Below are 14,128 nucleotides of genomic sequence, written 5' to 3'. Positions count from 1 at the left end.
GGCAATCAAAAAATCCTGCAAAACTTTAGATTTTTCTTACTTTTGCCATCGCATTCCCAAATATAAACAAAAACCTAAAGCGCGGCTTTGGGTGCATTTTTGAAAGAATACAACATGGAAAAAATCCTTGTAATCGGCGCTGCTGGTCAGCTTGGCTCAGAATTGACACGATCTCTAAGCGAAATGTATGGTGGTGAGCAAGTTATTGCCACAGATTTAAATGAAGCTGCCCGTTCTAAATTTGATTATTGTCGATTTGAAGTTCTTGATATCATGAATCAAGATGCTGCAAAAGATCTTATCAAAAGAGAAAATGTAAAACAGATTTATCATTTGGCAGCAGTTTTATCTGCTACAGGTGAGAAAAACCCGCTTTTTGCCTGGGACCTAAATATGAACAGCCTTTTGTTCGTCCTGGAAATGGCAAAAGAATTTAAACTGGACAAAGTTTACTGGCCGTCTTCAATTGCTGTTTTTGGCCCAAACACTCCAAAAGTAAATACTCCTCAATATTGTGTAAAAGAACCCAACACCGTTTATGGGATTTCAAAGCAAGCCGGAGAAAGATGGTGTGAGTATTATTTCCAGAAATTCAATGTAGATGTAAGGAGTCTTCGATATCCAGGTCTAATTGGATATAAATCACTTCCAGGTGGCGGAACCACAGATTATGCAGTGGACATATACCATAAAGCTATTGCTGGCGAGAAATTCTCTTGCTTCCTAAGAGAAGACAGTTATTTGCCAATGATGTATATGCCAGATGCCATCAAAGCTACTTTGGATTTGATGCATGCTCCGAGTGAATCTGTTAAAATCAGATCAAGCTATAATCTTTCTGCAATCAGCTTTGCTCCAAAAGATATTTATCAAAGTATTTTGAAGCATTATCCTTCCTTCGAAATTGAATACAAACCTGACTTCAGACAAGCAATTGCAGATTCTTGGCCTGATAGCATCGATGACACTTGTGCTCAAAAAGACTGGGGTTGGAAACCAGATTATGATTTGGATAAAATGACCAAAGACATTCTGGAAAACCTTCCGAATTTTTCCTTTTAAGAAAAAAATCAAACCTAGAATACAAAATTCTAGGTTTTTTTAGACTATTTGCCCTAATATCAGAATTGACTTTTGATATAATCTGAAAATCCCTACTTTTCAATTCAGCTTTAAACCCATGTCAGTAAACCGAATAATCATACTAACAAGCACTGCCATTCTCTTGGCAGTATTAGGTTTTTTCCTTTTTGGTAATGAACAGGAGGTAGATTACAGTAGTCAGATCAAGCCTATTCTAAACAAACACTGTATCTCCTGTCATGGAGGAGTGAAAAAAAGCGGAGGTTTTAGCGTACTCTTTAAAGAAGAGGCTCTTGCAATCACTGAATCTGGGCATCCTGCAATCATTCCTGGAGATCCTGAAAACAGTGAAATGATCAAAAGACTCACAGATTCTGATCCAGAGTTACGGATGCCGTACGAAAAAGCGCCGCTTTCAGAGGAGGAAATTGATCTTTTGAAAACATGGATTCGTCAAGGAGCAAATTGGGGGAAACACTGGGCTTATGAACCAATCCAAAAGCCATCATTAGAAGGGAAAAAACTTGAAGCTGGAATCTCATCAGAATCGACCAATGAAGAAATTAACCCCATAGATGTTTTTGTTGGAAACACTTTAGAAACTCAAAATTTAAATTTTTCAGAAGAAGAAAATCCTCTCAAACTGTTGAGAAGAGTCACTCTGGATATTACCGGTCTACCACCTTCAGACTCACTGGTTCAAGTGTATAAGGAAGGAAAAATCAGTTACGATCAAGCGGTTGATTACTTACTTTCTCAACCAACATATGGAGAAAACTGGGCAAGTTGGTGGCTAGATTTAGCAAGATATGCTGATACAAAGGGATACGAACGCGATGTTTCAAGAACCCTTTGGCCATTCAGGGATTATGTCATCAATTCATTTAATAAAGACAAACCCTTTGACGACTTCACCATTGAGCAATTGGCAGGGGACTTACTTCCTGATCCTACCCAAGAGCAATTAACCGCAACGGCTTTTCATCGAAACACTATGAATAATGATGAGGGAGGAACTCAAGATGAAGAATTTAGAGTTTCGGCTGTTTTGGATAGGCTTAACACCACTTATGAAGTTTGGCAAAGTACCACGATGGCTTGTGTACAATGTCATAGCCATCCTTACGATCCAATCCGTCATGAAGAATTTTATGAATCCGCAGCATTCTTTAATAACACCAGAGATGAGGATACGCATGACGAAGAGCCTAAACTAAGGTTCTACTCCGTTTCAGATGAGATAAAACTCCATTCTATTATTAACTGGGTTAAAGAAAATAAAGGCACTGATGCTGCTAAAAAGAGAAAGGATTTTCTGACTTTTTTTGAACCTAAATATGAAGCTCACATTGCGGAGGATTTTGATAAAGCCGAATTGATCGATACTAAATGGCTGGGTATGTGGCCAGGAGGATCTGCCTATTTAAGAAATATAGATACCCAGGGTTCGGATCAGATGCTGATGAACTACGGGACGGGAATTGATGGAAGTCAGATTACTATCCAGAAAGATGGGCCTGAAGGTGAAATTCTTTCCCGTTTTACAATCAATAAGACCAAAGGTGATGAAATTCATGCATTTCCATTTAAAGAAATACATGGCAAAAATGACCTTTATATTTCTGTCATCAGCCCGAATGCCAAGCCCCAGCAAAATACTTCTAAAATCATTTGGTTTGCTTTCGTACCTACACTTCCAGGAAAAGAAAAACCTGAATTCCAAGCAGTTCAGAATTCATGGGAAAGCATACTGAAATTCAATGGGACAAAGCTTCCAATCCTTATAGAAAACCCTGATTACATGAAAAGGGAAACGAGGGTTTTCGAAAGAGGAAACTGGCTGGTTTTGGGTGACAAGGTTTCTCCAGATGTACCAAGTGAATTAAATCCTTGGAAACCAGAATGGCCAAGAAATCGATTAGGCTTTGCATATTGGTTGACCGATAAAGAAAACCCTCTGACAGCCCGTACATTGGTAAATAGAGTTTGGGGTCAGCTTTTTGGAAGAGGTTTGGTAAGTACTTTGGAGGATATGGGAACACAATCAGATCCTCCCTCCCATCCTGAGCTTTTGGATTATTTGTCTTGGGAAACCATGAACACATATGATTGGAGCATCAAACAATTGATCAGACAGATCGTAACTTCCAAAACTTACAAGCAAAGCTCTGTTGTAACACCTGAATTATACAGCCAAGACCCGCAAAACAAATGGTATGCAAGAGGACCTAGAGTGAGGCTAAGTGCTGAGCAGATCAGAGATCAGGCATTGGCAGTTTCGGAATTGTTATCAGATAAAATGTTTGGGCCAAGTGTGAAACCTGCTCAACCAGAAGGTATCTGGCAAACGGTCTATAATGGAGAATCATGGACTGAATCTGAGGGAGAAGACAGACACAGAAGAGGTTTGTATACCTTTATTAAACGGACCAGTCCATACCCTTCATTCATCACATTTGATGCGGGGAGTCGGGAAGTTTGTCTGAGTAGAAGAATTGTAACTAATACACCTCTTCAGGCCTTGGTAACCCTCAATGATCCAGTTTTCATTGAAGCAGCAGCCCATTTGGGCAAAATAATGGCTGAGAAGAGTAAAGAACCTTCCCAAGCAATTTCTTTTGGATATCAAAAATTGATGTTGACTCCGATTTCAGACAGCAAACTGGAAGCTTTGACTGGTTTATACCAGAGTTCATACAGCGAGTTTAAAAATGACAGCACGGCCATGAATTCATTTTTTAAAATTGAGGATGTCAACACAAGCCCTGAGCTTGCAGCCATGACTGTAGTGGCAAACGCCTTATTGAATTTGGATGAATTTCTAACCAAACCATAGTATGAAACAAGTAGAAAAGTTGATCAATGAGCTAACTCAGCAAAAGCTGGAAAGGCAAACCAGACGACATTTCCTTATGGATTGTGTTAGTAAAATGGGAGGCCTTGCTTTGGCTCCTTTGATGTTTGGCTGCGATACCGGTTCTTCATCAAAAGCCTCTTCAGGACTTAATTTAAGCCAACGGGATTTAAATCCACTGGCCCCTTTGCCTCCTCCATTTACAGGAAAAGCAAAATCGATCATATATCTCCATATGGCTGGTGCCCCATCCCAATTGGAGCTATTTGATTTCAAACCTGAGTTGGCGAAATATCATAATCAGCCTTGCCCTGAATCTTTGCTGGAGGGGAGGAAATTTGCCTTTATCAGAGGTGTCCCAAATTTACTGGGACCTCAGGCCAAATTTGAGCAGCATGGAGAATCAGGAGCTTGGGTTTCTGATTTCCTACCTCATTTTTCGAAAGTTGTGGATGAAGTGGCTTTTCTGAAAGCAGTTCACACGGACCAATTCAACCACGGCCCAGCACAGTTATTTATGCAAACAGGAAGTCCAAGACTTGGAAGACCTAGTTTGGGAAGTTGGGTAACCTATGGGTTAGGAACAGAGAATCAAAACCTACCAGGATTTGTCGTTTTAACTTCTGGAGGAAAGACTCCTGATGCAGGAAAAAGTGTCTGGGGAAGCGGTTTCCTTCCATCGGTTTACCAAGGTGTACAATGTCGCTCCAAAGGAGATCCAGTGCTTTATCTTCAGGATCCAGACGGAATGTCCAGAGACATGAAGAAAAACCTGATTTCAGCGATCAACACAGTCAATAAAAGTGAGTTTGATCAATACGGAGATCCGGAAATCCTAGCAAGAATCAACCAATACGAAATGGCCTATCGCATGCAGATAGAAGTGCCTGAAGTCATGAATATCAATGATGAACCTAAGTATATCCATGACCTCTACGGGACCAAACCTGGATCAGAATCTTTTGCCAACAACTGTTTACTTGCAAGGAAATTAGTGGAAAAAGGAGTTCGATTCGTCCAATTGTATGATTGGGGATGGGATACTCATGGTACCGATCACGATGGATCCATCGATATGGGATTAAGAAATAAATGTCGAGAAATAGACCGGCCGATGTCTGCCCTTTTACTTGACCTAAAACAAAGAGGATTGCTGGAAGACACATTGGTAGTTTGGGGTGGAGAGTTTGGCAGAACTCCGATGCAGGAAAACAGAGAAGGAAAAACCCAAAGCTTTTTGGGAAGAGATCATCATGGCGACGCATTTACGATGTGGATGGCAGGCGGTGGAATAAAAAAAGGAGCAAGTTATGGATTGACTGATGACTTTGGATTTTCAGGAATTGGCGAACAAGTTTCTGTTCATGACATTCACGCGACCATTTTACACCTGATGGGCTTTGACCACGAACAATTCACTTATGAATTTCAGGGAAGGCCATTCAGATTGACGGATGTCGAAGGAGAATTAATAAGGAAAATTTTAGCTTAATCATGCGATCAATATTAAAGCCGCTTATTCTCCTAGGCCTCTTCATGCTGCCTTTCACAATTTTGGCACAAAAGCAATTGCAGTTTTTCCAAACTGATTGGGGAAATCAACTACCTCTGGATGAGTTTTTAAAAAAGGTGAAAGAAGATGGGTACGATGGGATTGAAGTTTGGATGCCCGGCTCGGATGAAGCCAAAGCAAATCTAAAATCGGGACTTAAAAAGTATGATCTAAAAGTAATCTTCCTACATGGAACCAACCGTGGTTTACCTTTTGAAGAAGCATTAGAAAGCTATGAAACTGGCCTAAAAGAAGTTTTATCATGGTCACCTGTCAAGGTTAACAATCATACAGGAAATGATTTTTGGTCAGAGGATGAAAACCTGGAATTCATCAAAATCGCAGATCGGCTTTCGAAAGAATCAGGTATACCGGTAATCCATGAAACTCATAGAGGAAGATTTTCAAATACTTTGCCATCCGCTTTTTCTATGCTAGCCAGATTTCCTGAATTAAAATACACACTCGACGTCAGTCATTGGATGGTCGTCCACGAGCGATTACTAAAAAAAGATGATCCAAACCTTCAAAAGATCCTTCCATCAGTTCAGCATATTCATGCCAGAGTTGGATTTGCGGAAGGCCCCCAAGTAAACAATCCGGCAGCTCCAGAATGGAAAAATGAACTGGTAGCACATCTTGATATTTGGGAAGAAATCATCAGAAATTCCGAAGAGGATGTCTTTACTATCACGACAGAGTTTGGGCCTCCACCGTATTTACCAACCATTCCATTCACAAATAAACCTATCGCCGATCAGTGGGAAGCTAATGTTTTCATCATGAAAGCGATTAAAGAAAGATTCCAGAATGATTGAGTTTATTTTGCCGCTTTTTGGAAGGTTTCATCCGATCCTTGTCCATCTTCCTATTGGCATTCTTGCCTTTGGGATCATCTTGGTTTTCCTTTCTGAGAAAGGTACTTCCAAACACCTGGATTCCATTAGGCTTGCCTTTTTGCTGGGAGGTATTTTCGCAGTCATTTCTTCGATTTCAGGTTTTCTACAATACCAATACGAAGGATTTACTTGGGAAACTGTGCAGTTTCACTTCTTCTTTGGATGGGCTACTGCAATCGCCTCTTTTTGGCTTTTCTATGAAGTCAACAAGGCAAATTCCAACCCCAAAAACTTAAAGTTAAAAGCTGCAGGTCTATTTGGGTTGATGTTATTTACAGGGCATTTGGGAGGAAATATTACACATGGAGAAGAATACCTAATTGAGGTCTTGCCTCCAGAAATGCAATCGCTCATCGGATATGAAATAGAGCCCGAAAAAGGCCTTGTTTTACCCGAACAAGGTTGGGAGGAGCTCGCATATTACGACGAAGTAGTACAACCCATTTTAAATCAGAATTGCAAAAGCTGCCATAATCCTAAAAACCTGAAAGGCGAACTTGACTTGACTTCATTTGACAAAATGCTGGAAGGCGGTGAAGATGGAAGCATTCTGACTGCAGGTAATGCAAAAGAAAGTGCTCTCTATTCACGACTGGTCCTGCCAAAAGAAGATGAGGATCACATGCCTCCTGAAGAGAAAAGACAGCCTGAAAAAGAAGCCATTGAACTGATCCGTGCCTGGATAGATTTAGGTGCTACAAAAAGTGCTAAGCTGGGAGAATCCAATATTGACACAGAAACTTTAGAGCCTTTTTTCCATCGTGTTGAAAAGCCATTTTATCCTGAATTAGCAGTTGATCCGGCAACAGAAGAATCGCTTTCTAACTTAAAAGCCGAAGGTTTCTTTGCAGAGAAAGTTTCTGAGACTTCAAATTGGTTGATGATTTCCTGCGTGAATTTCCAGAGTTTCTCAGATCAAGACTGGAGTAAGTTAGGAGCAGTCAAAAATCAAATCGCTTACCTGGATATGACTGGAACGCAAGTCACTGATGCTATTTTGGATAGTCTGAATACTTTACCCAACCTGACTGTCCTGAAATTAAATCAGACCGGTATTTCAGGGGACAATCTTCAGGTTTTGAATGAAAACAAAAATCTGAAACATCTCTATCTGAATGAAACAAAAGTGGATTTATCTTCCATTCAGGCCCTGAAAGAACATCCCTTATTAGAAAAAGTATTTGCTTTTGATACTCCTTTGGCAGAAAAGGAAGTCTCCGAAAAATTTAAATTTATTCTGGAAACAGGTAACTATCAATTGCCAGCTTTGCCGACAGACACCATTGTTTATTAAAAGTTCTCAGATCATTTTATGATGATCTGAGAACAGATTTTTTACGGATATCTTCTTTCAAACTATTATTTCAAATGTTTCTCGATCGCTTCAGGGTCAAAACCCAAAGTTAAACTTCCATCAGGATAAATGATTACAGGACGTTTGATCATGCTAGAGTTTTCTGCCAAAATAGAGACTGCAGTACTTTCCTTTTCTAATAAAGTCTTCTGCCCCTCATCCATTTTTCTATAAGTCGTCCCCTTCTTATTTACCAATGATTCGAGGTCGGTTTTCTTCAAAAATCCATTCAAAAGCGCTGCATCAGGCTTTTGCTTTTTGTAATCAATAAAATCATACGCAACTCCTTTTTCCGTCAGGAAATCGAAGGTTTTTTTCATCGTATTGCAATTCTTGATTCCGTATACTTTTAATTTCATTTGTTCTTTGTTTTCAAGCAAATTTAAGACTTATGAGGAAAGCGGACTTTTATTTTGAAAAGGATTGGCTAATTTTCTTCAAATTTCCAGCCTTTGAAAAATTCAAGAAAATTAAATTCCTGTCTCAACTGCGGGACTGAACTTGGACAAGACGTTAATTTCTGCCCCAATTGCGGCCAAGAAAACAAGGATCAAAAAGTATCGATTTTTAGGTTTGTTGAAGATTTTATTTCAAACTACCTGAATTTTGAGACCGTTTTTTTCCAAACATTACCTCCATTTTTTCTCCGTCCAGGGAAATTGACAAATACTTTTAACGAAGGGAAAAGACGAAAATACATCCATCCTATTCGATTGTATTTGATGACTTCGCTTTTCTATTTCTTCATCATTGCTCTGGTGATTCCAGTTGACTTGGTGGATAAAATCATGACCGGAGAACTCACGCCTGAACAAATCGAAAAAAATAGTGAAGGTATGGTTCGGTTTAATACCGAAGCTGCCGAAACATTTGACTCATTAAAAAAATCAGGACAACTGGATGAAATAAAAGAACTTGGGATCAATCTGGACTCAATGCAAATGAATACCAAAGGTCTGAGTGAGCTGGATAAATTTGTGAAGGATACCGTTGAGAAAAGCAGAAATGACTGGAAAGAACTCAGAACATTATCGATAAATCCTGAGGTATCTGATTCAGCATTTAATATTGCTTTATCAAAAACATCATTTGATGCTTCATTTGGTCTGGAATCCCATCAAAAAAGGAAATTCGTAGCCAACTCAGGTTTGTTTATTACTAGTGCTGCTCAAAACCTGCCTTTTATGATGTTTTTATTGCTGCCATTTTTCGCCTTTCTCCTTTGGTTTCTCAATATCCGCAGCAAAAAATTCTATGTTGAGCACTTGATTCATGGGCTTCATTTACATGCCTTTGCTTATGTTATCTATGGGCTGGCTATTTTATGGATTGTAAAGGCCCAATTATTCGTTTCTATTGTCACCTTAATCGCCTTTGTTGGTGTATCAATTTACACCTATCTATCCATGCTAAATGTCATGAAACAAGGCTGGTTTAAAACATTGATCAAATTCTGGGTCTTGGGCCTTTTTTACCTTACCGCAATCACATTTGCCCTTTTTATAGAATTGTATCTTTCTTTAATAACCTTTTAAAAAAAGAAAACCTGTCAAAAACAGGTTCCCGAAAAATAGACTAAAAAATAGTTTCAGCGATCACATTCTCAATGTGAATTACTATTACAAAACTAGGTCTTCAATCTATCATAGTAAATACCTAGGATTGGGTATTTTTCGGGGGTTTTCTTTGTTTTTTGGGCTGAAAATAAAAAAACCGGCAGAAAAGCCGGTTTTGAATTAATTGAAGATTTCGATCATACTTTCCTCATGAGCCTGAAGAATCTTGGATATCAATTCATCAGTAAGTGCTGTAGATAAAAACAAACTCTCAAACTGTGATGGAGCCAAATACACTCCCCTGTGTAGCATTGCCTGGAAATACTTACCAAATTTTCCAGTATCAGAATGCTTCGCAGATTCAAAGTCATAGACTTCATTGTCTGTGAAAAACATTGAATACATGCTACCAAGTCTATTGACAGTAAAGTTGTGACCTAGTTTTTTATTGATAGCCATGATCCCATCAGAAATCAACTCTCCCACATGGTTTAATCTTGCATATTCTTCGGGATGAGTATTTAGATGATTTAGCATCGCCAACCCAGCTGCCATTGCAATAGGATTTCCTGATAATGTTCCTGCTTGATACACAGGCCCTGCAGGTGAAACAAACTCCATGATTTCTTTTTTCCCACCATAGGCTCCAACAGGCATTCCTCCACCGATAATTTTACCAAGTGTTGTCATATCTGGAGTTACCCCAAATAGTTCCTGAGCACCACCTTTTGCAAGTCTGAAGCCAGTCATCACTTCATCAAAAATCAAGACAATCCCTTCACGGGTACAGATCTCACGAAGTCCCTGCAGATAACCTTGCTTAGGCAAGCAAAGCCCCATATTCCCTGGAACTGGCTCCAAAATCAAAGCAGCAATTTCTCCCTTATTTGCAGCGACCAATTTCTCGATTGCATCCAGATCATTGTACGGTGCCAAAAGTGTGTCTTTCGCTGTTCCCTTTGTCACTCCTGGGGAATCAGGATTCCCCATAGTCATTGCCCCAGAACCTGCAGCAATCAAAAATGAATCTCCATGTCCATGATAATGTCCTTCCATTTTGATGAACTTATCACGACCTGTATACCCTCTGGCAACGCGAATTGCCGACATAGTTGCTTCGGTTCCTGAATTCACCATTCTCACTTTTTCTACAGAAGGAACCATGCTGACGATCAGCTCAGCGATCTCCACTTCCTTCGCCGTAGGTGCTCCAAAAGATGTCCCATCTTCCATTGCCTGAACTACCGCTTCTTTGATCATCGGATGATTATGACCGAGAATCATTGGACCCCAGCTATTGATCATTTCGATGAATTTATTCCCGTCCTCATCAATCAAAAATGCACCTTCTGCTTTTTTGATAAAAAGAGGTTCCCCTCCTACTGCTCGAAAGGCTCTAACTGGAGAATTAACTCCACCTGGGATAAAATTTTGGGCATGGGCAAATAGCCTTTTGCTTTCTGAAATTTGCATGAATTACTGTAATGGTTTCAATTCTCCTGCTTCCATTTTGAAGACAGGAACGTACTGGTTGTTATTGCTGTTTTGAAAATTAAATCCCCAAGTAACTTTACCTTTTTGGAATGCCGCTTGATTCAGGTTTTTACGAAAATCAAACCCTTTACTTGGGCCCATATTATTGGAAATCCAATAAATCAACTCTCTTCCAACAGTTGCATTTAAGCTTGGATAGGCCAAGTTTTTGGTAAAGAAGTTGTCTTTAAACTGCTGCATTTCGTCCGCTTGAAAATTCGGAGTATTATTTGAAATGAAATGGAAATTTGGGAATGCCAACATCTCGTAATTGGCGAAATTAAACCCTAACCAAGAGTCCATCACCAAAAACGGAACGGAAGCTGTCACCGATTCCATCAAGCCAAAAGTAGGCTGCGCGATAGAAGGATCATCTGTCAACAAAATGATCTGATCTACTCCTAGTTCGGTGCTATCCATTCCTGATCGAACTCCTTGTCTTTGAAGAAAATCAATCACATTTCTTGAATTCACCTGCTTAGATTCAACCACTGAAAAACCTGCTGACGCAAGCTGATCATTCAACAACATCGCTAAACGCTCATCTCTGGAACTACCACTATAACCAATCGCCACTTTCCTTCCCCAGTTTTGCTTTTGCAAGGACTTCACTACACCATTGGATAAAGAGGCTACAGAAGGTCTAAACAAATAACTAAAGCCGGTATTTTCGAATCGCTCTCCTAGGTTTGATAAAGGATGAATCAAAGGAATTTTAGCTGTCTCGGAAAATGCACTGACAATATCTACTTCATCCTGATAAATCGGGCCAATGATCACATCAGCTTTGGCAATGACAGGATCATTTAACAATTCTCTCACCCGGTCTAGATCATGCTTCGAATCAAAACTATGCAAGGTCACCTGCTTTCCTTCTTCTTTCAATCTTTTGACTGCAAAATCAATTCCTTGATACAATTCAAAGACAAAGCTTGACTGATCAATTGAATTGATAGAAGCGTTCGGATTGTTTGTAAAAGGTAAAATCACAACCACATCTAGAATCAAATCCTTCACCTGATTTACTTCTCCTCCTGCATTTCCTTGGAGCTCATAAAATGCTGCTCTTTCAGTCGCAGAAAGAATTGTTTGAGATTCTAAAACCGCCTTCAAAGCTGCGGAAAATCCTTTGTTTTCTTTGAACTCCTGAAGATTGGCAACCATAAAACTTGCACTGGTCTTTTTGAGGTTTTCAAAAGTGGCGTTCTCAGCTAACACTTTGACATCCTCTTTTTTAATCCCCTTGATCGTTCGCAGCGCTTCCACGTTTTGCTGGTTTTGAAAATAGGCCAAAGCCAGCATGTATTTTGACTCATCGGATTTGGTCCAGACTTTCCCTGAAACTTGCTTCAAAGCGGCAATTGCCTGATCTGGTTGATTCGCTCCCAAAGCTGCCTCTCCAAGGTGAAAAGCAGCATAATTGGATAGATTCCCATACTTGTCTGAATCCAGAAATTCTCTGAACAATGGCATTGCCTCCCAATAATTCTTTGAATCAAGAAATGTTTGGGCTTTTTGATAGTCCGCAGGGATATTCTGGGCAAAAGTGAACGTGATCAGAAAAAAAGCGAATAGAAATAATGAATATTTTCTCATGTAGCTGAAGGTGAATCAAACATCAAAACAGGGTCTGCAAATTTAACCCAATATTTTCAAACCCAAAGTTCGAGCCGAAAAGGCTTTTAAAGTAAAAAACCCGAAGTCAAAGCTCCGGGTTTCACTATTTCTAAATTGAAATTTTAAATCTCAAATTTCTTATTCCCACTCAATTGTTGCTGGTGGCTTGGAAGAAATATCATACACTACTCGGTTGACACCTTTCACTCTATTGATAATCTCGTTAGAAATCTTTCCAAGAAACTCATATGGAAGATGGATCCAATCTGCAGTCATTCCGTCTACCGAACCAACAGCTCTCAATGCAACCACTTTTTCATAGGTTCTTTCGTCTCCCATCACGCCTACAGACTGAATTGGCAACAACATCGCTCCTGCTTGCCAAACCTGATCATAAAGACCATGATCTTTCAATCCCTGGATAAAGATGTAATCCACTTCCTGTAGAGTTTTGACTTTCTCAGCAGTGATATCACCCAAAATCCTGATTCCAAGACCTGGACCTGGGAATGGATGTCTACCAATAATGGTTTCCACAATTTCCAAAGCTCTTCCTACTTCACGAACCTCATCTTTGAAAAGCGTATTCAAAGGCTCCACCACAGAAAGTTTCATAAAATCGGGTAATCCTCCCACATTGTGGTGAGATTTTATGGTTGCAGAAGGACCTTTAACAGACACAGACTCAATCACATCTGGATAGATGGTTCCTTGACCTAGCCATTTTACTCCTTCAATTTTATGCGCTTCATCGTCAAAAACTTCAATAAAGACTCTTCCGATTGCTTTTCTCTTTGCTTCCGGATCAGTTAAACCTTCCAAAGCTTTATAAAAACGATCCTTGGCATCCACACCGATCACGTTTAATCCCATGTGCTTGTAAGAATCCAAAACTTCTTCGAACTCATTTTTACGAAGCAATCCATTGTCTACGAAAACGCAAGTCAGTTGATCACCAATCGCTCGATGGATCAAGGTGGCAGCAACAGAGGAATCAACTCCGCCAGAAAGTCCCATGACCACTTTATCAGAACCGATTTTAGCTTTCAAATCCGCGATAGTTGCATCAATGAATACATCTGAAGTCCAATCCTGTGCACATCCGCAAATTCCAACCACGAAATTTCTCAAGAGATTTTTTCCTTCTGAAGAATGGGTTACTTCCGGGTGAAACTGAATCCCGTAAGTTTCTTCTTCTTTTACCTTGAATGCCGCTACACGTACGGAAGAAGTACTTGCGATCACCTCAAAATTATCCGGAAGCTCTTTGATGGTATCTCCATGAGACATCCAAACCTGAGATCCATGGCTCATTTCTTTGAGCAGATCGTAATGCGTATCGATATGGCTCAAATTAGCACGTCCATATTCTCTGATTTCAGAAGGAAGAACTTCTCCTCCATATTTTTGTGCCAAAAGCTGGGAGCCGTAGCAAACTCCTAATAGAGGTAATTTTCCTCTTAAAACATCCAAATCCAAGTCAGGAGATCCCGCATCTCTTACAGAGCAAGGGGAACCCGAAAGGATCACTCCTTTGATATCGGAAGTGATTTCTGGAACTTTATTATAGGGGTGGATTTCACAATAAACATTCAGCTCTCTAACTCTTCGGGCGATGAGTTGTGTGTACTGAGAACCGAAATCAAGGATCAAGATTTGTTCTGCCATGCGCAAAGGTAA

At 39.9% G+C, this 14,128-nt stretch carries 10 protein-coding genes; 6 read left to right on the top strand and 4 right to left on the bottom strand.

Annotation, left to right across the window (positions count from 1 at the left end):
- Positions 1–114 precede the first annotated feature (114 nt).
- The 5 genes from FHS59_RS03365 to FHS59_RS03345 all read left to right on the top strand — a co-directional run bounded on the left by FHS59_RS03365 (position 115) and on the right by FHS59_RS03345 (position 7,682).
- The gene (locus FHS59_RS03365; RefSeq protein WP_184493025.1) at positions 115–1,062 is read left to right on the top strand and encodes an NAD-dependent epimerase/dehydratase family protein; all 948 of its coding nucleotides are present in this window, start codon (positions 115–117) and stop codon (positions 1,060–1,062) included.
- Positions 1,063–1,180: 118 nt separating this feature from the next.
- Positions 1,181–3,919 carry a DUF1553 domain-containing protein gene (locus FHS59_RS03360; RefSeq protein WP_184493023.1) on the top strand — a complete coding sequence of 913 codons (2,739 nt, stop codon included), beginning with the start codon at positions 1,181–1,183 and terminating at the stop codon, positions 3,917–3,919.
- A gap of 1 nt (position 3,920) precedes the next feature.
- Positions 3,921–5,429, top strand: a complete 1,509-nt coding sequence (locus tag FHS59_RS03355; protein WP_184493021.1) for a DUF1501 domain-containing protein — start codon at positions 3,921–3,923, stop codon at positions 5,427–5,429.
- 2 nt (positions 5,430–5,431) lie between these two features.
- A complete protein-coding gene (locus FHS59_RS03350) occupies positions 5,432–6,307 on the top strand; it encodes a sugar phosphate isomerase/epimerase family protein (protein WP_221444435.1) in 876 nt (291 codons plus the stop codon).
- A complete protein-coding gene (locus FHS59_RS03345; protein ID WP_184493019.1) occupies positions 6,300–7,682 on the top strand; it encodes a c-type cytochrome domain-containing protein in 1,383 nt (460 codons plus the stop codon). Before FHS59_RS03350 ends, FHS59_RS03345 begins: the two co-directional genes overlap by 8 nt.
- 65 nt (positions 7,683–7,747) lie before the next feature.
- Here FHS59_RS03345 and FHS59_RS03340 read toward each other — a convergent pair whose 3' ends face one another.
- Positions 7,748–8,101, bottom strand: a complete 354-nt coding sequence (locus FHS59_RS03340) for a Spx/MgsR family RNA polymerase-binding regulatory protein (RefSeq protein ID WP_184493017.1) — start codon at positions 8,099–8,101, stop codon at positions 7,748–7,750.
- 93 nt (positions 8,102–8,194) lie between these two features.
- On the opposite strand from FHS59_RS03340, the gene FHS59_RS03335 reads away from it, so the two are divergent.
- A complete protein-coding gene (locus FHS59_RS03335; RefSeq protein WP_184493015.1) occupies positions 8,195–9,277 on the top strand; it encodes a DUF3667 domain-containing protein in 1,083 nt (360 codons plus the stop codon).
- Positions 9,278–9,478: 201 nt separating this feature from the next.
- Here the strand turns inward: FHS59_RS03335 and hemL are convergent, their stop codons facing one another.
- The 3 genes from hemL to guaA all read right to left on the bottom strand — a co-directional run bounded on the left by hemL (position 9,479) and on the right by guaA (position 14,116).
- Positions 9,479–10,771, bottom strand: a complete 1,293-nt coding sequence (hemL, locus tag FHS59_RS03330; protein WP_184493013.1) for a glutamate-1-semialdehyde 2,1-aminomutase — start codon at positions 10,769–10,771, stop codon at positions 9,479–9,481.
- A 3-nt stretch (positions 10,772–10,774) separates the two neighbouring features.
- On the bottom strand, positions 10,775–12,427 hold the full coding sequence (locus FHS59_RS03325; RefSeq protein ID WP_184493011.1) for an ABC transporter substrate-binding protein: 1,653 nt from the start codon (positions 12,425–12,427) through the stop codon (positions 10,775–10,777).
- A 159-nt stretch (positions 12,428–12,586) separates the two neighbouring features.
- Positions 12,587–14,116 (bottom strand): glutamine-hydrolyzing GMP synthase, encoded by a 1,530-nt coding sequence (gene guaA, locus FHS59_RS03320; RefSeq protein WP_184493009.1) that lies wholly within the window; start codon positions 14,114–14,116, stop codon positions 12,587–12,589.
- Positions 14,117–14,128 lie beyond the last annotated feature (12 nt).

The sequence above is a fragment of the Algoriphagus iocasae genome (assembly GCF_014206875.1).
Taxonomy (GTDB): Bacteria; Bacteroidota; Bacteroidia; order Cytophagales; family Cyclobacteriaceae; genus Algoriphagus; species Algoriphagus iocasae.
This window is presented reverse-complemented; position numbering and strand designations above follow the sequence as displayed.